This is a genomic window from Paenibacillus baekrokdamisoli (assembly GCF_003945345.1).
In the GTDB taxonomy this organism is placed as follows: Bacteria; Bacillota; Bacilli; order Paenibacillales; family Paenibacillaceae; genus Paenibacillus_Z; species Paenibacillus_Z baekrokdamisoli.
This window is the reverse complement of the sequence record NZ_AP019308.1, coordinates 3,748,728-3,768,739: the sequence shown is the minus strand read 5'-3', so window position 1 is coordinate 3,768,739 and position 20,012 is coordinate 3,748,728. Positions and strand designations below refer to the sequence as shown.

The window sequence follows — 20,012 nt, the reverse complement described above, 5'->3', positions numbered from 1 at the left end:
AAATCACCAACAGTCTTTATGATTCTTGTATTATTAATTGCAATATTTCCTATCGATATTGTTTTTAGTAAGCCGTCAGATAATGCGACTAAATATCCACCATCACCGGTTATTTCTCCTGCAGGCCCAGCAAAGATGCAAACCGTTAGAAAAAGAGTTAAAGCTGACGATGACGTGTTTCCAATAACTAAATGGTTTCAAAGAGATAGTAACGATTGGATTGCTCAACTTAATAATTCCCAAGTGATAGCACGAAATGTCGGTGGTTGTTACGATCCATACCCGGCTAAGACCCAAGTGGCAGCCGTACTTAATTATGAATAACTCAACTTTTGCAGCCTAAAATAGGCAGATAACCCTTGATATAGCTGGGCAAACCAGCAATCCATTGGTGGAGTTGTGTTTGAATGAGTGCTGTGATCTTCTTATTGGCTGTTTTAGCAACATCCTCAATCAAGTCGATGAGTTGCTTCCGAGCAACCTCCCAATCTAATTGGCTTACTTCATCGCATAGCAAATGAAATAAGCCGCCCAGCGTGCGATTGTCCGTGCTTTGTCGATGTTGCCATGCGAGTAGGATGTAACCAGATAGAGGTTGAATCAAAACTTGAAGTTATAAATATAAACTATTAATTCGGGGGCATTTAAAATGAAACGATATTCAGGCTTAGTAGTTAGTTTGGTTGTTCTTGGTTCGATTATGGTTAGTATATTTGCGAGTTCAAATTCTTCTCATGCTGAAGCAACAACTAAAAGTGCAGATAGATTTCTTGACGTAAAAGCCAATTTTTGGGCGAAATCTTCGATCGATTACGCCGTGTCAAAAGGATATCTGAAAGGTGTGGGAAATGGCCTGTTTAAGCCCGATGCACCCGTAACACGAGCTGAATTGGCAGCTGTTCTTTCCCGCGTATCGATTAACACGGAAAATCAAGTTAATGGAGAGTTTCCGGATTTAGTCGGCCACTGGAGCAAGGATGAGGTGAATCGTGCTGCAGCATTAGGTTTTTTCAAGCCTAGTGATTTTCCAAATGGCTTTAAACCAACCCGAAAACTGACACGTACAGAAATGGCTAAATGGATGGTATATGGATTGGCGGCGCATGATGCTGACTACGGACAGGCCCTTAAAGATACAGCGGATACCCTTGTTCCTGTAGCTGAATATTACAAAGGTGGACTTAATAAGTTGGATTATCCGATTGTATCTGTTGCACTTGGAACTGGTTTGATGAGTGGTTATCCGGATGGCACGTTTGGAACCGGTAAGACAACGACACGCGCCGAAGTAGCAGCTATCCTGATGCGATATGAGAGCATTCAAACAAAGGCTGCTAATTCCTATCGTGACCTTAATGAACTTCGGGAAGTTGGGTTGACGGGTACTAATGTTCTTAGCATTTCTAAGAAGGTTACGTGGGGAAATTACAATGGAAAAGATTTAACTTTGGATCGTATTATGCGCACTCCAATTGATGCTAAGAATCATATTGGGTCTCTAGTGCTTCATCGTATGATTTATGTTGATGCTTCTCCTGGCGTGAAGAATCGTGGGATCTATGCTGATATGTTTGCAGAACCTGGAGATGTGGTTGACGACTATTATCGTATCTATACGGACATCAGCATTACCCCAAAAAAGACGGTAACTAATAGTATGTCATTCGTTAGTGCATTGGATTGGGTGATTGGAACGGGAACGTTTACCCTTGCTGGAAAATACGGATATTCTTCACTTCGTCAGACTGGATATTCTAAATCAGAAGGTAAATATATCACTTTTGGGGATATCATGCCCGGAGGAAAAACTACTAGGGTCTGGGTACGTAGCGCATATGTTAAAGATAATTATATGGATATAGTAACTGGAACGGGGACCTACGCTTCCCTTAAAGTAGAGTAATCATGAAAAAGTTATTTTATCTTATTTTGACGTTATCGTTAGTTCTGCCGATTATCCCATCAGGAAAGGCGAATGCTGCTATACAGATTCGCGACCCCGATCCCGCAACTGTATCCCCGGCTGGACCCAGAGATACCAGATCACGATAGTATTAAGAATATCCGAGAGTTTGTTTTCAGATTAGATGGAAATACACCTGAATTGAAACAGGCAGTTGAGAACTGCCTGTTTCCAACGCTTTTGGATCGTTCTTTCCGCCAGGAACTGTTCGATCTGGCGAGAAGTGTTTCGTGGGAAAGAGCGGTTTGCCAATGGTCCAAGCTGTATTCCATGCTAATAAGGAAGCAAACTATCCAGATGAGCACCGCCAACTGGCACGGACAACAGCCACAGAGAGTATGGGCGTGGTTTTACTGAAGAATGAGAATGGGATTCTACCGCTTAGCAATCAAAGCCCTCGACGGAATTCAATTCATCAGGGCTTCTCTTTTTTGGCCGACTAATTGTTAATTGCGGTTATGGACGGAAGAACGTCTTGCGATTCGGAGTGGGATGCCTTCATCTTTCTTTCAGTCAGATACACGGGACGATTCTGCGAGATGATCTCCCTCCAGTGGAAGTCTCCCCGGTGCAAGGCTTGGATGAGCAATTCCGCAGTGGCCATGTTGGTAGCCACTGGTATACCGTATACGTCACATAGGCGGAGAAGGGCAGTAATATCTGGCTCATGGGGCTGGGAGACAAGGGGGTCGCGGAAGAAGATGAGTAGATCGATTTCGTTACGAGCGACCATCGCCCCAATCTGTTGGTCACCTCCGAGTGGACCAGATTTGAACCGGCAGATGTCAAGCCCCGTATTGGCCATAAGTAGTGTGCCTGTCGTTCCCGTACCGAATAACGCATGATCTTGGAACAGCTGCTCATAAGCAATCACAAAATTAATTAGTTCCTCTTTTTTACCATCGTGTGCGACAAAAGCAACGTTCATCCATACTCCCCCTCAGCAATATGTTATGTTTTATGACATAAATATATCATGAAGCGATCGAAAAAACAATGATTATGACTATTTTAATCAAAACACTGTTATTACGCGTCTTTTTTATTACATGTATATAACATAAGTCGAATTTTAGAGTGATGCTGATGAAATCCAGCCTCTGAAGATTGCATCGCAGCGCTAGAATTTATGAAAAGATTTGGAGGATCCTACCGCTATGTGTCGAATCTCGTAATTAGAGCAAGGTCAATGAAGGGCTTACGAATCCTATTAAATACGTGACTGGAGAGCCTGTTATGAAAAAGGGAATCGCCATAATAATGCTCGCCGCCATATGTATGTTCCAATATATACAGAATTCTTCCCCAGATCAGGATCCTTTCCTAATTACCGATTACAGCCGACTCCATCCAGTTAAGATAGAACGGATCATCCCTGGCAGGGAAGAGGAGCAGTTAGTGACACTGCTGCACGAAGCCAAGGTAAAGAATCTTACTGTTTCCATCGCGGGTCAGCGGCATAGCCAGGGTGGCCATACTTACTACAAAGACGGCATAGTCGTCGATATGACTTCTTTTAATAAAATCTTATCCGTGGACCCGCAGGCGAGAAAGATCCGCGTGCAAGCTGGGGCAACCTGGAAGGATGTGCAGGACGCAGTTAACCCATACGGATTATCCGTTAAAATGATGCAGTCGCAAAATGTTTTTACAATAGGCGGGTCTATAAGTGTTAATGCTCATGGTCGGGATATCCGCAATGGCTCTCTAATCAAAAGCGTAGAGTCGTTTCGTCTGCTTACTGCGGACGGTCAGATTCGAGAAGTCAGCCGTACAGAGAATGCAGATTTGTTCCCGCTGGCCTTGGGCGGATATGGGCTGTTCGGTATCATCTTGGACGTCACACTGACTCTGACGGAAGATGAGGTCTATCGAATCTTGACAGAAGAAACCAACGTCAACTCCTATGCAGACTATTTCCGCAAAAAGGTACAAGGTGACCCTGACATCCACTTGCACATCGCTCGTATTTCCGTAGCGACTGAAGGATATCTCTCCGATATGTACGCCATCAATTACCGTGTCGATAAAAGCATTCCGCTTTCCGCCCATAACAAGTTGAAAACGCGAGAGGATTGGGTAGTCCCGCTCAAGCTGCTATTTAACTTGAACCGGAATTTCGATTGGGGTAAGAATGCTCTGTGGTCTTTGCAAAAAAGCTACTTCGTCAAGCAGCGGAATACCATTATTAGCCGCAATAATGCGATGCGTTCCGATTCCGAATTCATGGAATATCATGAGGCGGGTAAGAACGACTTGCTTCAGGAATATTTTATCCCGGTGGGGGAGTTCGCTAGTTTCGTTGAGGATTTGAAGATGCTTCTGCCTCAAGAACATTTGAACCTGCTAAATATTACGGTCCGGTATGTCAATCGCGATCAAGAAGCTGCTTTGTCGTACGCGAGGGAGGATATGTTCGCACTTGTCTGCTTGTTTAACGTGCCGCTTTCTAATTCGGGTCAGGCAGCGACTAAGCAAGGAATACAGCGCATTATCGACCAAGTCATCCGGCATCACGGCACGTATTATTTGCCCTATGCGGCCTATCCGACAATGGAACAGTTTAGGGAAGTGTATCCGGAAAACAAAGCGTTTTTCACGAAAAAGGACGAATATGATCCAGGACATCTTTTCATGAACTATTTCTATGAACAATACAAAGGGGACTAAATGTATGGAGATCAAGTGGCTCATCCGTTCTCAAAGTATCGTGACGCTGGCGGCCGGCATGATTTATCCGTATTACCTGCTGTTTCTCAAAAATCTCGGAAATAGTTACTCTATCTAAATACGGGCTCGCTTTTGCCGTGTTCACGGTTAGCTCTGCACTTGTGTCCCAGTGGCTGGGGCCAAGACTTGATCGGCTAGGTCCGCAAGTCCTTGTATTGAGTTCACTCGGCATGACGGTGGCTATGCTGGCATTTCCTTGGGTAACATCCTACTTCTGGGTAATCGTACTCCAGCTCCTGATGGGTACATGCAGCGCCATGCAAAAAATGGGGGAGCGTCTGCTGCTTGCCGATGGCAGTCAGCCGGGAGCGCGTGGACCCGTCATTGCAAACTACCAGTTCTGGACGTCGATTGCCTCAGGTTTTGCCGTCATAATCGGAGGGTACCTGATAGACTGGTTAACGATCAATGCACTTTTCTATGCGAGCGCCTTGCTCTACGCGATCAGTTCTTGGGCCGTGTGGCGGCATCGGACAGGTTGAAGCGTGACGGTGACTTTTGTATCGTTTACTTTTGTATCGTTTATATGAAGCTAAGTTTTAAAGCCAGTCAGATCAAACCATTGATCTGACTGGATTTTTCTCGTTTCCGGGATTCAATAACCTGATCAATACATATAGTTAAATTTAAAATGAGATAATCTCGAGTTACCTTATAGGAAAACCACAAAAAAACGGCGTGAGTTTCTTATTAATAGAAATTAAAAAGGCTATCAATTAAAATAATAGCCCGAAATCACAAAAGTTTATTTCAAAATGAAATTAAGGTGGTAAAATTGAGGTAGTGAGTGAAAGGTGGCGGTATGATGAAATGGTTTCAGAAGAAACAGCTTACGATGCTCGCGCAGCTATTTTGGGTGTTTTTTCGAATAGGGCCTTCAACCTTTGGCGGTGGTTACGCGATGATGCCTTCGATCGAGCGTGAGGTTGTAGACAAGAAACAATGGATGGAAGAAAAAGATTTAGTGGATATGGTGTCCCTCGCTGGTACAGCTCCAGGTGGAGTTGGTGTAAACGCGGCTGCTTTTGTTGGTTTTCGGAAGGCTGGCGTGTCAGGGGCTATTGCGGCGGTGGTGGGTGTGACGTTGCCAACTTTCCTTATCGTCATTATATTAAGTCTGTTTTATTTATTTTTTCAAGATAACCCGAAGGTGGAGGCGGCCTTGAAAGGCGTGCACAGTGCCGTCACAGCCCTTATCTTGCTGGCAGCTTATCGAATGGCACAAACATCTGTTTTTGATGCGACGACAACATCCATATCGATCATTGCACTGCTCGTTTTGTTATTCGGAAATATTAGCCCTCTATATGTCATTGTAACTGGATTGCTAGCGGGGATAATTCTCGTGAAAGGAAAAGAATGGATTGGTCTCAAGGTGCGCACAGAGAAAGCAGGCATGAACAAGCAGAAACCTGAGCTTTTATATCTCGAATACTATATTTGAAGGACAGTCAGCACGGAGGGATAAATGATGCTATGGGAATTATTCGTTATTTTTTTGAAAATAGGGTTTGTTTCCTTCGGCGGAGGTTACGCAGTCATACCTTTGATCCAATATGAAATCATGGCTAAGGGATGGCTGACAAACGTACAAATTCAAGAGGCTATATCGCTTGCAGGTATGGCTCCGGGATCGATTGCCACTAACAGCGCTACACTTATCGGATATAAGTCGGCAGGAATCGCTGGGGCCGTTATGTCTACCTTGGGCATGGTACTTCCATCGCTCACTGTGGTGGTGGTGCTGGCGATTTTTTTCTTCCGTCTTCAAAATAATAAATGGCTAAAATCCTCGTTTTATGGCTTACGGCCAATCATTACGGGGCTTATCGTATATGCAGCCATCCATTTCGGCTTTCTTGGCGGTGATGAAACAGGATTCACATGGACGACAATCGCTGCATTAGCAATTTGCGCAGGCAGCCTGTTTGCAATGCTTAAATATAAACTCCATCCGTTTGCGGTTATTCTCGCTGGAGGGGTGGTCGGAATTATATTATTTTAGAAGGGATGATAGAAGGGTACAGGGGATTTAAAAGCGAAATACTCTGAGGAGGCAAAGGGATCGACAACATTACGCCGAATTCATCTTAGCAGGTATGTGCTAAATCGTCATCCCTTTCCACACCATGAGGGCCGCTCCAGTGGCGACGGCGTCTTCTCTTAATTCGCCTTTGGAAAAAACCGGCTGGTAATCGGGGTAGTAATAGGTGTTCTTTCGAGCAATTTCAATGGCAGTTTGGTAGAATCGTTCATTCGAATTGATCAAAGCACCGCCAAGGATGATCGCTTCTGGGTGGAACATATTTAATAAATTGGCAAGCCCGATGCCAAAGTGGACGGCGGATTGCAGGAATAATTCCATGATGTAGGTGTTGCCTTGCATTAAAGCATGCAGAAGTGTATCGTAGCGAATCTGCTCCGGCGGCATGGGAAGCGCGTTCATCAAATTGCCTCGGCCCATCTTGACATGGGATTGCGCCAGTTTCTCCAGAGCCTGCACGGATACGAAGGCTTCAAGTGCGCCATAGTTGCCTCCGTCATTCAATCTAGGGCCATCGGTTTGGATGATCATTTGGCCGATGGCCCCTTCCATATCGATTGAACCGTGAACGATTTGGCCATTAGACATCATGGCGGAGCGAAGCCCAACGCCAGCGTGGACATAGAGCATATGCTGCAGGTTCTCGCGCCGCATCGACCACTGCTCGCCGATCAGAGCCGTGTTCGCGCCGTTTTCTAGATGGGCCGGAATGCCTGTTTTGTCTTTAATCATCTGGCAGATCGGAACATCCGTCCATCCTGGAGCTGGGAAGTATAATGGCTTCAGGATTAGCCCTTTCTCACGATTGAGCGGTCCCACCGCACCGATGCCGACTCCAATGACCTGATGGGATTCGATTCGGTGATCGTTAAGGATGGATCTCATGTTGGTGGAGACATATTCGACGAGTTCAGATGGCGTCATGGCTTCGTCCATGCGCCAGCGCGTGAAGGACATCGGATTCATCCGCATATCAAAAAAACCAAGCGACGAATGTCGTCTGGAAATGTCTAATCCGAAAAAATAACCGTATGCCGAATTGATTTCATATAGGATTGGCTTCCTGCCGCCACTGGATGGACCCAAGCCAGAGCCAAGCAGCAGCTTTTCGTCAACCATTTCTTCGAGCAGGCGAGTAAGCGTGCTGCTGGTCAAAGAAAAGTCCGCAAGTAATTCCGCTTTAGACACGATTCCTTGTTCGGCAATTCGATGATAAATCATTTTTTTAGGCGAAGGTAAAACGGATGTCCGTTGATTAAGCATATGAAAACCCTCACTTATCCGAGTAAGCTCATTGGAAATAATTAATTCTTATTATAACTTACTTTTTACTCAGAGACCATCTTTACATGTAGGTACATAAAATCAAAATGGATATAAGATTGCTGATAATCACCATTTCACAGTACCGTTTGGAATGTCATGAGAGGAGAGTCAGACTTGGACAATAAACATTCATGCTGCGCAGCAGGTAGAGAACAGATTTCACTAGGAGATAGCAAGCAGCCTTTCATACCCGCGAATTCATCAAACAGCACTCTTAAATCTCAGATGAATATGATCCGAATCCCTGGCGGGGAGTTCTACATGGGATCGGACTCGCGGGAAGGGTTCGTGGCGGATGGAGAGGGACCGGTTCGCAAGGTGGAGGTGGATTCGTTCCAAATCTCTGCGCATGCCGTTACCAACGCCCAATTTAAAGTTTTTGTGGAGGATACCGGATATATCACGGAAGCGGAGCAATTCGGCTGGTCCTTTGTTTTTCATTTGCTCGTCTCCGAGCAGACGAAGGAGCGGGTGAAGGATGTTCCACAGGGGGTTCCATGGTGGCTAGTTGTCGAGGGAGCATACTGGGCACAGCCGGAGGGGCCTGACTCCGATGTAGAGGAGCGGATGGACCATCCTGTTGTTCATGTTTCGTGGCATGATGCGGACGCCTATTGCAGATGGGCGGGGCAGAGACTGCCAACCGAAGCAGAATGGGAGTTTGCGGCAAGGGGCGGGCTCGAGCGGAAGACATACCCATGGGGTGATTTGCTCAAGCCCGATGGGCAACATCGCTGCAATATATGGCAGGGCAAATTCCCGACTAAGAACAATGCAAGTGATGGCTATGCAGGTACAGCCCCTGTTCATACTTACGAGCCCAACGGATACGGTCTTTACAATATGTCAGGCAACGTATGGGAGTGGTGCGCGGATTGGTTCAACCCTGCCTACCATCTTCAAACTGCGAACCGCAATCCGCGATTTGAGCAAGCAACGGGCAAGCGATCGATGCGCGGCGGATCTTATCTATGCCACCGTTCCTATTGCAACCGCTACCGTGTAGCGGCAAGAAGCTCGAATACGCCGGACAGCTCGACGGGGAACAGTGGATTTCGGGTCGTACAGGACTAAAATTGTCCTTATATAGAGAAGCCATGTTCTCATTCGCGTAAATTCGCGGTAAGTTGTCCATTCCAAAGCATGTCTTTTGAATAATATATAGGGAACTTATTCGAATGAAGGGAAATGGGTGAGAAGCATGAAAAAAGCACAAGTATCGAGGTTGGAAAACCAGGTCTACTCGAATAGAGTAGTGAGATCTGAGTTCGATAAAAACTGGAGAACGATTGTATCTAGAAGCGGTTATGTCATTTATATCGCAACCGCAAATCAGGCAAAAGTGACTGTGCTGCTTAGTAACGGTTCAAGTAAATTGCTCATCTTCAACAAAGGGGGAAGAGTACTCGTTGGCTCTGGCGGAGTCAGCCACTATAGTAAACCTCATATTGCAAAAGACATTTAACTAGGCTGTATAGACAACACTGTAAACGATAACGATACCTTTCTTGAAATGGCTTTGATTTGTCCGAAGGTTCTCACTGCTATGTGAGAACCTTCTTCTTAAAGTAATAATGCTTACTCCCTAATGGGGCATCTTCAAAAACAGCAACTTCTTTATAGCCATTTTTGATATAAAAATCGGGAGCTTGAAAGCTAAAAGTATTGAGTTTGATGAAGGTGCATTTTTTCTGCTTTGCAATATCCTTAATTTGGTTTAAAAGTTGAGTGCCAAGGCCTGTTCCTCTAGTCGTCTTGTCTATCCATAAAATATCAACCTCTATCCAATTCCAACAAAGGACACTTAGCAGCCCACCGATTATATTACCTTCGTCGTCCTTCAAAGTCAGATTTATTTCCTCGTAAATGTTCTTCAACTCATCGGGAACATTCTCATAATTGTATTCAATTAGCCGTTTTCTAACGTATTCGCTTTCTTCTTTACTTCCATAAGTTATTTCAGCTGGCATGATAGCCTCCCATGTTTAGTTAATAAGCCGTGCGATAATCTTTCTAAGTAATCATCAACATGAATTTTTGACGCGAACCTCCTTCTTCGGGACCATTTGGAATCAATTCCTCCAGAGGCAAAAATCCAAACTTCTGATAGAGCCTTCTCGCAGGCCGGCCATCTGGAATATCATCCCCAAAGGTAACAACGGATACTTCCGCTGGAACCTCAACGAGTGTCAAGGTTGCGTTCACAACAATCATTATTGAGTTCTCCTTCGCCGGCTGCCCTTACCAACTATTATGAAATAGTTAACCCTAATTCGTGTACCGTTTTGTAAGAGGACAAGAACATATATTCATTTGCATCCCGATAAGCGGAACTTTTCATCCGTTCGACAAATCATAGGCAGTGGCTTTCGATAATGGGCAGTTAATCCTCGACTCAATTTCGTCAGCTTTTTGTGCCGTAATAGATTGACAAGCAGATTTTTTATATAGTGTTCATTTGTAGTCGAAATGACCACATTATCATCATGGTTTTTTATAATGGCTGCTGATTCCAGTAGTTCTCCATCCTGAAAAATTACTATAGGTCGTGAGAAGACTCGCATTCTTTCAAAGTTCGCATGTGTGTTTAGTTGGCGTATTTTAGTCATTGTTCCTCCATGGGTTAATTCATAATGCAATACGATAAATGTACATTGTGACAGGAAATTGGTCAAATTGTTGTCTTGAATAAACAAACTAGAGTGCATTTATCGATATTAAGCTATCGGAGAACGTTGCGTAAGGGCGTAGTAATGAAGAAGCTAAATATTGATTTTAATGAGTTGCCGAGTCCTGCGCAGATCATCTCGTTTTCCTAAGCGGAGGCAGAATCGTTCAAGAAGGACGCTCGGCATCGCTTCGAAACTTGTATGGCCGGCAGGAAAGAGAGTCTCATGACGGATCGCCCGCGTAAGCGATTAGGCGTCGTTTTCTTGGCTGCGGTCATTGCGATATTGGCAGCAGTAGTCGTGTATCAGATGAGCGCTGCCAATCAGACGGCTGCCGTGAGCAATTTCGCACCTGCGTTCGATCTGAAGGATATAGACGCAAGAAGATTCGTCTCGAGGATTATCGCGGGCACCACGTCGTCTTCCGGCGCGAGGTGCTGTTCTCGTGGAAAAGGAATACCGCAATTTATGCGTGGCCGATTTACCCTTGTACATCAAGGGTTTGTTCGGTAATTTGAGCTGCGAAAGTTGAGTTAGTACTTGGGTCTCTCTAAATAATAGAGAGATTCTTTCTTTTGTTACAAGGATTTCCATATTACTTGTCGAAGTAAATTGAACCAGAGTAACAAAGGGAGCCTGAGGGATGGAACTAACACATGAACAGGTAAATATAATCTGCAAAAGCGACCGGGAAATCGCTAGTTACTTCCGTGCGCTACTTGCTCAGAATCGGCAACTGACCGTATTGGTTGAGAAGCAAGCAATACGGATTGAGCAATTAGAAAAACGTGTCAATGAGCTGGAACGTCAGCTCCGACATAACAGTAACAACAGCAGCAAGCCGCCATTCAGTGTTGGACTGCGTAAACTAGCGAATCTGCGGCAAGCAGGCCGCAAGCAGGGAGCGCCTAACGGTCATGACGGTCATACGCTTCGGTTCTTAGCGACGCAAAATCTATTTCCTCACTAACCTCTGCGTTGAGTGGCCAATTATGATTCGGATACACCTAATTAGTAGTAATCGTTGCGGAAAGTGTTTTTACATAAATATATCAAATTTGGAAAATATAAGTTGAACACATCTAAAAAAAATGCTAATATTAGGAGGTAGTAGAAATATAGGCCTATAAACTACAACAAAATCAAAAAGTGGAAATGGGAGGAGATTTTTTGATTAATCAGATTTATGCAACGCCAAAGTTAGTGAAGTTCGGCAAGTCAAAGGACCTTATTCAGGGAAGTTGTGGTTGGGGTGCTGAGAACGTTTATCTGGATAAGACAGATTATCATGAGTATGTCACGAAAAAATGTGTGGGCACTAATTGTGAATATGTAACTATCTGTTCAATTCAAGATCTTCCTCATACGTGTGCTCAAAATTACAATTGCTCCTAAGATTCAATTGTAGAAGATAATTAGTCCGTTAACACATGCGGGAGAATATATTCCTGCATGTGTTAACGATTTCAATTTATAATATTCAATGGGGTGAGCCAATATCAGTGAAGATTAATACATATGTTAGAACTGTTGACCAAGAGGGAGAGAAAGTATTGTTAGATACACAACGAGGTCTATTCTATGGCATAGATGAGATTGGTGCTGATATTTGGAGGGGGATTGAATCTGGTCTTGGTATAGATGCTATTGTTATACAGTTACACTACAAATATACTAATGTCTCTAAGGAACAGTTACATATCGACGTGGGGAATTTTATTACTGAACTGAAACGAAACAAACTCATTAAGGTGAAAAGATTATGGTGAGTAAGTGGGAATTTATCAAACTCTATACCTCACTATTTAAAATTGATCTTGGCTTACAAATGTTCGGATTTGAAAGATTGTTCAGAAGACATGTTCAGCGTTATTCACTTCCATCTTCAGCCGATGTACAGAAATTGATGGCAACCAATCATGTTGAAGAAGAGATTAATAGGCTGTTGATAACAATTGACTATGTTTGCACTGTGTATCCGCGTTCTGCGCAATGTATGCATCGTTCTTTTCTCGGTTATCAATATTTACGGAAGAAATTTCATCTACCTGTTGAGTTAGTTGTCGGCGTTCGCAAGATGCCATTCACTGCACATGCATGGTTAATGCTTAACGGACACAACGTGAATGAAGATACACAATATACCGATCAATTTAAGATAATCCTTTCGACAGAAGGATCGTAATGCCTCCAGTGTCAAGATTTCGTAAGCGTAGAACTGAATGGTGAGTGCTTCGCCGAGTGGCTGATGCGGGCATTCTTTATTTTATTATTGGACATAGCCAGCTATCCCATGGCGCAGGGCTCGAGGATCATCCAATTTATTTATTTATTTATTTATTTAGATACATTCGTACTTGGGCGAGCTGAAGAATCGCTCGGTCCGACTGTTGTCTGTCGCATAGCCTTTGCCATGCGTGATTGCCTTCACAACTGCCTGATCTAGGAGTTCCAAGTAGGTAGCGTTCGTAAAGTGCGAGCCTTGGTCGCTGTTCATGATTTCCGGCTTGCAGCGGCTGAATGCCCGTTTGAGGCAACGGAGCACGGAACCCTTCCTTCGTCTTGAACTATTGGTTCCATTTCTCTAAGCTTTTATTATAACTTATTTATCACGCTTCCAGTATCTCAACCTATGGGAGCATTATAGAAGGGGAATCTAGATGAAGTGGTTTATAGTAGCTATAAATTTGGACGGAACTACAATGCCCCCCTTAAATGAGCAGACTCTCGTGGAATCGATAGGCACTCCTTATAGGCAGTTAAATACTCATCTTCACTATGAGCCAGCAATTAGCGCGCTAGTCATAGATGCTTTAGCGATCGATATTCCGCAGCATATGTGTACCGTGCATCATCAACAGACCATCATTGGTGATATTCGTTTAGATAATAGAGATGTCCTGTTGACACGACTCACTAAATCTCATACCCGCACGACTGATTACATCAATGATTTGGAGCTTGCCCTAGAACTTATACTGTTACACGGTATCAATATAGTTTACGATTTCGTAGGTGAGTTTGCTTTTGTCATTTGGGATGAACGGGAAAGGAAGGCAATTGCTGTACGAGATCATATTGGGATGCGCACGTTATTTTGGACAAAGAAGCAAAATACACTGTGGATATCCAGTGATCTCTGTCTCCTGAAAGATGTCTTCTCGCTTGAACAGATTAATACCGACTATTTAATGGATTTTTATTTATGCAATGGTCATGTAGATAAAGTAAATACACCGTATAACAATGTTTATCGCTTACCAAGTGCATCTTGGCTAGAGGCAATTAATGGCAGTGTACATCCACATAAATACTGGAATTTATATGATCAATGTGAAGAATTGCGTTATCGTGATGTTGGTGAGTATGAATCGCATTTTCGTGAGTTAGTGGTAAATGCTGTGAAACGAAGAATGACACCTTCGTTAAAACATGCGGTCTTGATGAGCGGTGGCCTTGATTCAACGTTATTGTACGGCATTGCAAAAACGGAGATGCCAGCTGCACAAACAATACCAGTAAGTGGTGTCTTCGACCGCTGGCATGAGTGCGACGAGCGTGAATATATTTACGCTGTACTAGACCATTACAATAGTCGAGATGATGCTGTCTTTGAAGTTTGTGATGATTATGGAACTTTTCATCAATTTCCGAGTGAATACATATGGACATATGAACCTGCTGTAACTGCAGCTACTTCAAGTTTTACAAGTTCTCTAATCCGTTGCGCTTCTTCGGCTGGGGCTAAGCAAATCTTCACGGGGTATGGAAGTGATCATCTGCTGACAGGTTCATTTCCAACGTTAGCAGATATGTTGCATTCAGGAAAAATATCCCTTGCTGTTAAAGAAGCATCACAATTAGCGAGCAGATACAGACTTTCAACTCCAAAGCTACTAGCTCATTACGGTATAGGACCTTTAATAGGCAGAGGTTGGGCTAAAGAACTGCGTAAACATGGCCAGTTCATTGAAGAACTTAAGCATATTCCTTCATACAATCAACAAGAGTACTACCGACAGTTTAAAGGTACGATGGCTCGCTTGTTTTCTGACCGAGTGTTAGCTGCTAAGTACGGGGTAACGATGCAGCACCCATTTCTTGATCGTGAGCTTGTTGAATTTTTATTTCGCGTTCCAGGAGAAGTGCGATTCCAAGGCAATATGACTAAGCCATTGCTACGCAAATCAATGGGTAAGTACTTACCTCAGCAAATTATTGAACGTAAAAACAAGACTGGACACCTGCCACTTACACATGAGGGACTAAAGCAAGTATGGAACGAAGTTTTTAATGTAGCAACTAAGGGCAGGATCCGAATATTGAACATAATATCCCATCAAGAATGGTTACAAGCGTTATATAAATTTCGACATGGAATGATAGAGAGAGAAGATATGTGGGTCTTGCTTGCACTCGAGTTATGGCTGTATAAGCTGGAAGAGCAAATCGGAGTAGAACTAGTGCACTAAAATATTAATTATAGTACTAGGAGGTGAGTAGTTGGCGATATCAATTTCAGTGTTAATAACGGGTGTATGTTCCGTTCTGTTATATATCGCTCTACTTCATAAGGTAAGGGAGCATCATCGATATGTGGTGGGTTTGCCGTCAGCAGATGTTATTCAGACAAAGTTACAAACGGGATTTGTTGGGTTTGTATTTTGTCTAGAGGTGGTTGGTTATCCTCATTGTGCAAAGTGGATTGAGCCTCTGAAGCAGATGATCGAACAACAGGGATTAGAGGTGTTAGTATTTGACGGACAGATTATATTTAGTGAGCGGATGGAGATTGCTCAAATGTTAAAAATCGAACAGTTTCCTTGTGTCGTAGCAGTCAATACGAATAATCAATATGATGAACAGATGTTCATTCATCAAATGCATATTGATCAGGACAATACTGCGATTCAACATTTTATAACTAATAAGTTAGGTGTTTTTGCATTATGATTATAAGTATTGCGATCTGGATGGTGTCCGTAGTTATAGCTGCTTTATACTATAAGAGTTCGATACAGAAATTGCGTACGCCGTATACATTTAGTTATATCATGAGTGAGTATCAATTAGGCACATATCACATGCCGCTATTTATAACAACAAAATTGGCACCATTACTGATTGTCGTTGAATTATTGACAGCAGTGTGGATTTTTTTACCCTGGACACGACTGTATGGTTTCATTTTAGGAGCTTGTTTACAGATTGTTTTTTTTATGTTAATGTTTATGAATATGAGGAGGAATTTTCCATATGGTTGCGGTTGCTTCAAGATGAATGCGCCGAGCGTTATCACAGCTCGTCATGCATGGGGGAACCTCGTGTTGTGTTTTGTGCAGGTAGCTGTAGTTATAATAGTTGTTGCAGGGTAAAGTGCTTGGACACGCATGATCATAGATTTGTAGCGTCGAGCCAGGGGCGTGTTTGCAAACTATCAACCGCTTTCTAAACCTTCTTTTCATATGGAAAGAACCACGAGATGCTTTTACTACCAGAAAGGAAAACATAGGGAGAAAGCCCGGCGAAGAACAATTGTCAGATACTATACACCATTCTATGGGTCATCCGTCCAGGACTGCTATGACTATCGGTATACGTCCGATTTCGCAATTAGGACAGGCTGGCGTGTTGATCGGATGCGCTTGACGCGGAACCGATTCCGAAAGCATGTTGTTCGATGCCTTCATTGTCTGGCCCATCCGCATAGAGCGGAGAAAAAGAGGCAATAATCCCAGTCGATCGGCCGAACACATGGAGGATTGCATGGTAAAGCAATCATTTACGTTGTCGGCGGTCACTTCGTATTTCAGGCGATTGCCCAGGCGTCCACAGGGCACCGTTAAACACCTAACCAATTGGTGGTTGTTTAACAATAATAGTCGTATGCCGACTCGGTACGATAAACTATCTCTTACTTTTGTAGCCTTTCAAAGCACGGCTACTTCCATTTGGTTTGAGGGTTTGCAAACACGCCCTAGGAAAGTTCGGCAAATTGATGGGCCTACGAGTTGATTTACGTGTGATTATAGGTACAGCGGGAAAGGTTAGTATGTGCTCCGTTGAATTCTTAGATATATTTGGATATAATTTCGATTGTCCTTCAACAGAGTTAACTTCGGCTGTATTTAGGTTGAATAACCAACGACAATCGCGGGTGATTCTTGAAAAATATCTGTAGTTTCTATGCATGATGATTGAGGACCATGACGATGCCTTCTGGATCTCGGTAATCTCAGCCTCTGGTTTGCTTTGGCATTGTTAAATCCAATCGCTTAAGTAGTTTGGCAACGTCTTTTTCTGTTTTAAGGTTGACCGAGCAGCTGCTTGAAACCACGAAGCAATGATCGCAAGTGTCCAGGTATGTCTGGCTTCAAAACTGACATCTAAGGTCAGCGAGTTTCTGATCCTGTTCATCTGTTAATCTTCATGGCCTCCTTGACCCATTTTAAATCCGACAAGCCACCTTCCTGGTAACACTTCCAATGAGTACTGATGGACTGATAGTTGCGTCCGTGATAAAAAGTCGTATAGCCATCCCGCCCTTCGAGTAATCGTTTCAAGGTATTTCTCGAATTGGCTGGGGTATTAAATACATCAAAAACAATCGTTCATTTTATATTCGTTTTACTTGTATTTATAGGGGGGCAATGATGAAACGCTCTACATTTGGGATAGCAATGAGGATGCTATTTACTAAGAAACAGCGACTTATCTTAACTTGCATCGGTATTGCTGTTAGCTTCGGTCTAATAATCGTAGTAAGTACGTTGTATGTTTCTATGGATCGTTCTGTGCAAAAGACTATAAATAAAGAATTCGGAATTTTTGACCTGATGGTGGGGTATAGTCCCTTTAATGATAAAGATAGTAAGAAGTTGCTGACGAAAGAGGAGATTTCCAAAATAAGAAACATTGATGGTGTTATTGATTCAGGTGTAGCAATCGTATCCCCGGATCTTGTAACAAATAGAAATGATTATGCAGTTAGAGAGAAGGATGGTATTAACTATTTTGGAGTCGAGCCTAATGAATTAGTACGGAACTACTTTGGATTCACCACAACTTTACAGCCTGACGAGATGGTGATTACTGAAGATGTAGCTAGACGTTGGGGAGTAAAGCAGGGGGACACTAAGGAATTCTCTATAAATAATGACATTGTTCTGAGAAAAGTTGTTGGAGAGATTATTCCTGAGTATACATCAGGTTCTGCAGTAATCATGAATATAGATGCCATTCGCCAAGAGTACTCATTAGGAGAGGTTGCCAATGCCATATATCTTGATGTAGCAGATGGCATATCCGATAAGACTGTTGAAGAAACGATACGATCAGAAATTGATGAGAATATAGATATAGCGCTGCGGTCACAGGACAATGTTGTGATTAAGCAACGTACAATGTTAAGATTTATTGCTATCGGATTAGGGAGCATACTAGTGCTAGTCAGTATATTGTTCTTATCTAGTAGCTTCAAACTTATGTTACTTGGACGTGTTCGCGAATTATCGACATTTCGGATGATTGGGGCCAGTAAACGAGTAATTTATAAAATGGTCATGATGGAAGCAGCCGTGTTGAATTTGATGGGCGTTGTATTGGGTGTTGGTGTAGGTATTTTATTCTGCAATATTTCAACGAAGTTTATTGATTCGATGATGGGGATTGCAGTGATTAACGTGGAGATTGATTGGCGAGCAGTCGTTGCGATTACTGTGCTCGGTTGGTTACTATTGACGTTGTCCGTCATGAGGATTGCCGTCACTACTGCTGCTGCTGCCCCACTTGTTGCTGTTCGGTCTAGCGAGCAGGAGAGATTAAATAGATCTGTTGCTTGGGTTGCAGGAAGTCTGGTAGTCATTGGGTTTGTAATATTATGCTTAGCTTGGTTTGATGTAATTAGCAGCAGCACACGTTTACTATTTACTCTTATGGGTGGGTTGTTAGCAGCAGGGGGATGTATTCTAAGCACGGGATATATGATTCCTATCATCTCTTACATTAGTGGCTGGTTCATTCGTAACTTCGCTATCGCGGAAGCTTATTATGCAATGAAGCAATTTGTAGCATTACGCAGGCAAAATTCTTTTATCGTTATGCTATTAGCAAGTATCGTGACAGCCTTAATTGCTATTCCAACATTCATAGACAATCTCAACCATGCAAATACGGAACAAGTAATGCGTAAGCATATTACACAGATCGTAATTGAGAAGAAACTTGATGTCATGTCTTCTAAAGTATTAGACCAAGTGCGTCGAGTAAAAGGAGTCGGTCAGGCTTTACCGATGGGCACATTCCATGCTGTGCTTCTTGCAGATTTTGATTATACAAGAGCTGATCCGAAATGGTTGAAGCATAACAGATATCATCCCGAGTATTTTAAAGGTTCACCGTATTATGATACGTATGAGTATGAATGGTTAGGTGTTGCACCTACGGATTTAAAGCTGATGAAGCAGATGGGATTATTGAAGTTAGATACAAACGAGTTATTATCGGGGATTGTAATACAATCTAAATATGCTTCACATATGGGAATAGCATTAGGGGATACAATGTCTGTGCAAAGAACTAGTCTAGGTGAAAGGCTAGAACAATATGAGTTGCCAGTAAGAGGAGTGACAGAGTTATCCTTCACTACACAGGAAAAGTTAAGTTTAGTAGATATTAATAATCCAAAGGTCTCATGGATTGGAAATGAAAATAACGTCAGATCTAGCGCGATTTTGCCCAAAACTATATATGTGCAAGTTAGTGAAGGTGCAGATATTGCTACTGTAAGGATTGCATTGCAGAAACTATTGGAAGATGACCCATTGATTAAGGTTACGGATCTAGATTCGGAGTTATTGCGCGTGGCAGAGGAGTCAAGAGAGCAGTACACCATTTTATGGGCCGTAATGGCAGTATTTGTAGTAGTAGGCATCGTAGGTGTTATGAACACACTTGGAGCAACATTCCATGCACACCGTAGGGAGTACGCCATACTGCGAGCGATTCGATTGACCACGGCAAAGTTAAGATTAGTGATGATTGTACAAGGTCTATTATATGCGATTACAGCTATTCTTATAGGTATTATAGCCAGCGGCTGGATTATTGTCGGGTTATTTAGTGGGAATGACGAATTAAATGGATGGACGATAAGTTGGCTCACTATTGCACTACCTATTATCATTGTCGGGGCTATATCGATACTTATTTCGTTACTGTATTCTAAACAGCTCAGTCAGAAGTCTATTACAGAGGAACTAACTGTGGAGTAGTGGAGGGT

22 protein-coding genes and 2 pseudogenes are annotated in these 20,012 nt (G+C 43.0%); 17 read left to right on the top strand and 7 right to left on the bottom strand.

Annotated features, from left to right (window positions below; genetic code table 11):
- Positions 1-18 precede the first annotated feature (18 nt).
- Entirely contained in the window at positions 19-324 is a 306-nt protein-coding gene (locus EKN16_RS16910; protein WP_125659605.1) for a hypothetical protein, read from the top strand.
- Between the two features lies 1 nt (position 325).
- Here EKN16_RS16910 and EKN16_RS32295 read toward each other — a convergent pair.
- Positions 326-589 (bottom strand): annotated as a pseudogene (locus EKN16_RS32295) (IS4 family transposase); the annotation flags it as partial.
- Between the two features lie 60 nt (positions 590-649).
- On the opposite strand from EKN16_RS32295, the gene EKN16_RS16905 reads away from it, so the two are divergent.
- Positions 650-1,903 carry an S-layer homology domain-containing protein gene (locus tag EKN16_RS16905; RefSeq protein ID WP_125659602.1) on the top strand — a complete coding sequence of 418 codons (1,254 nt, stop codon included), beginning with the start codon at positions 650-652 and terminating at the stop codon, positions 1,901-1,903.
- A gap of 311 nt (positions 1,904-2,214) precedes the next feature.
- Complete coding sequence (locus EKN16_RS32290) at positions 2,215-2,406, top strand: hypothetical protein (RefSeq protein ID WP_232015815.1); 192 nt, start codon at positions 2,215-2,217, stop codon at positions 2,404-2,406.
- Between the two features lie 80 nt (positions 2,407-2,486).
- On the opposite strand, the pseudogene EKN16_RS16895 reads toward EKN16_RS32290, so the two are convergent.
- Positions 2,487-2,891 (bottom strand): annotated as a pseudogene (locus EKN16_RS16895) (methylglyoxal synthase); the annotation flags it as partial.
- Between the two features lie 308 nt (positions 2,892-3,199).
- Between EKN16_RS16895 and EKN16_RS16890 the strand changes: the two are divergent.
- The 4 genes from EKN16_RS16890 (at position 3,200) to EKN16_RS16875 (ending at position 6,698) form a co-directional block, all read left to right on the top strand.
- Positions 3,200-4,633: an FAD-binding oxidoreductase gene (locus EKN16_RS16890; RefSeq protein ID WP_125659593.1), complete on the top strand. Its 1,434-nt coding sequence runs from the start codon at positions 3,200-3,202 to the stop codon at positions 4,631-4,633.
- A gap of 137 nt (positions 4,634-4,770) precedes the next feature.
- The gene (locus EKN16_RS16885; protein ID WP_232015813.1) at positions 4,771-5,175 is read left to right on the top strand and encodes an MFS transporter; all 405 of its coding nucleotides are present in this window, start codon (positions 4,771-4,773) and stop codon (positions 5,173-5,175) included.
- A gap of 320 nt (positions 5,176-5,495) precedes the next feature.
- Positions 5,496-6,137, top strand: coding sequence for a chromate transporter (locus tag EKN16_RS16880; RefSeq protein ID WP_331852351.1), 642 nt, complete (start codon positions 5,496-5,498; stop codon positions 6,135-6,137).
- Between the two features lie 24 nt (positions 6,138-6,161).
- Positions 6,162-6,698, top strand: coding sequence for a chromate transporter (locus EKN16_RS16875; protein ID WP_311547201.1), 537 nt, complete (start codon positions 6,162-6,164; stop codon positions 6,696-6,698).
- A gap of 99 nt (positions 6,699-6,797) precedes the next feature.
- On the opposite strand, the gene EKN16_RS16870 is transcribed toward EKN16_RS16875, so the two are convergent.
- Positions 6,798-8,000: an ROK family protein gene (locus tag EKN16_RS16870; protein ID WP_125659590.1), complete on the bottom strand. Its 1,203-nt coding sequence runs from the start codon at positions 7,998-8,000 to the stop codon at positions 6,798-6,800.
- 288 nt (positions 8,001-8,288) lie between these two features.
- Here EKN16_RS16870 and EKN16_RS16865 point away from each other — a divergent pair, with 288 nt between their 5' ends.
- On the top strand, positions 8,289-9,137 hold the full coding sequence (locus EKN16_RS16865; protein WP_232016545.1) for a formylglycine-generating enzyme family protein: 849 nt from the start codon (positions 8,289-8,291) through the stop codon (positions 9,135-9,137).
- A gap of 127 nt (positions 9,138-9,264) precedes the next feature.
- Positions 9,265-9,528 carry a hypothetical protein gene (locus EKN16_RS16860; RefSeq protein ID WP_125659584.1) on the top strand — a complete coding sequence of 88 codons (264 nt, stop codon included), beginning with the start codon at positions 9,265-9,267 and terminating at the stop codon, positions 9,526-9,528.
- Between the two features lie 79 nt (positions 9,529-9,607).
- Here EKN16_RS16860 and EKN16_RS16855 read toward each other — a convergent pair whose 3' ends face one another.
- Positions 9,608-10,033: a GNAT family N-acetyltransferase gene (locus EKN16_RS16855; protein ID WP_125659581.1), complete on the bottom strand. Its 426-nt coding sequence runs from the start codon at positions 10,031-10,033 to the stop codon at positions 9,608-9,610.
- A gap of 43 nt (positions 10,034-10,076) precedes the next feature.
- On the bottom strand, positions 10,077-10,277 hold the full coding sequence (locus tag EKN16_RS16850; RefSeq protein WP_125659578.1) for a hypothetical protein: 201 nt from the start codon (positions 10,275-10,277) through the stop codon (positions 10,077-10,079).
- A 656-nt stretch (positions 10,278-10,933) separates the two neighbouring features.
- On the opposite strand from EKN16_RS16850, the gene EKN16_RS16845 reads away from it, so the two are divergent.
- The 4 genes from EKN16_RS16845 (at position 10,934) to EKN16_RS16830 (ending at position 12,917) form a co-directional block, all read left to right on the top strand.
- Positions 10,934-11,245, top strand: a complete 312-nt coding sequence (locus tag EKN16_RS16845) for a hypothetical protein (RefSeq protein ID WP_164522831.1) — start codon at positions 10,934-10,936, stop codon at positions 11,243-11,245.
- Between the two features lie 130 nt (positions 11,246-11,375).
- Positions 11,376-11,702, top strand: a complete 327-nt coding sequence (locus EKN16_RS16840; protein ID WP_125659572.1) for a DUF6444 domain-containing protein — start codon at positions 11,376-11,378, stop codon at positions 11,700-11,702.
- A 484-nt stretch (positions 11,703-12,186) separates the two neighbouring features.
- Positions 12,187-12,501 carry a PqqD family protein gene (locus tag EKN16_RS16835; protein ID WP_164522830.1) on the top strand — a complete coding sequence of 105 codons (315 nt, stop codon included), beginning with the start codon at positions 12,187-12,189 and terminating at the stop codon, positions 12,499-12,501.
- Positions 12,495-12,917 (top strand): lasso peptide biosynthesis B2 protein, encoded by a 423-nt coding sequence (locus EKN16_RS16830; RefSeq protein WP_125659566.1) that lies wholly within the window; start codon positions 12,495-12,497, stop codon positions 12,915-12,917. The genes EKN16_RS16835 and EKN16_RS16830 overlap by 7 nt, the downstream gene beginning before the upstream one ends.
- Positions 12,918-13,073: 156 nt before the next feature.
- Here EKN16_RS16830 and EKN16_RS16825 read toward each other — a convergent pair whose 3' ends face one another.
- Positions 13,074-13,229 (bottom strand): hypothetical protein, encoded by a 156-nt coding sequence (locus EKN16_RS16825; RefSeq protein WP_221226760.1) that lies wholly within the window; start codon positions 13,227-13,229, stop codon positions 13,074-13,076.
- 163 nt (positions 13,230-13,392) lie between these two features.
- Here EKN16_RS16825 and EKN16_RS16820 point away from each other — a divergent pair, with 163 nt between their 5' ends.
- Genes EKN16_RS16820 through EKN16_RS33760 form a run of 3 tightly spaced genes read left to right on the top strand, consistent with a single transcriptional unit; the run spans position 13,393 to position 16,107 of the window.
- Complete coding sequence (locus EKN16_RS16820; protein ID WP_125659560.1) at positions 13,393-15,204, top strand: asparagine synthase-related protein; 1,812 nt, start codon at positions 13,393-13,395, stop codon at positions 15,202-15,204.
- Between the two features lie 31 nt (positions 15,205-15,235).
- Positions 15,236-15,685: a hypothetical protein gene (locus EKN16_RS16815; protein ID WP_125659558.1), complete on the top strand. Its 450-nt coding sequence runs from the start codon at positions 15,236-15,238 to the stop codon at positions 15,683-15,685.
- Positions 15,682-16,107 (top strand): MauE/DoxX family redox-associated membrane protein, encoded by a 426-nt coding sequence (locus EKN16_RS33760; RefSeq protein ID WP_125659553.1) that lies wholly within the window; start codon positions 15,682-15,684, stop codon positions 16,105-16,107. Before EKN16_RS16815 ends, EKN16_RS33760 begins: the two co-directional genes overlap by 4 nt.
- Before the next feature lie 886 nt (positions 16,108-16,993).
- On the opposite strand, the gene EKN16_RS32285 is transcribed toward EKN16_RS33760, so the two are convergent.
- Positions 16,994-17,149: a hypothetical protein gene (locus tag EKN16_RS32285; RefSeq protein ID WP_164522829.1), complete on the bottom strand. Its 156-nt coding sequence runs from the start codon at positions 17,147-17,149 to the stop codon at positions 16,994-16,996.
- Between the two features lie 233 nt (positions 17,150-17,382).
- Here EKN16_RS32285 and EKN16_RS16805 point away from each other — a divergent pair, with 233 nt between their 5' ends.
- The gene (locus EKN16_RS16805; protein ID WP_125659550.1) at positions 17,383-20,004 is read left to right on the top strand and encodes an ABC transporter permease; all 2,622 of its coding nucleotides are present in this window, start codon (positions 17,383-17,385) and stop codon (positions 20,002-20,004) included.
- Positions 20,005-20,012 lie beyond the last annotated feature (8 nt).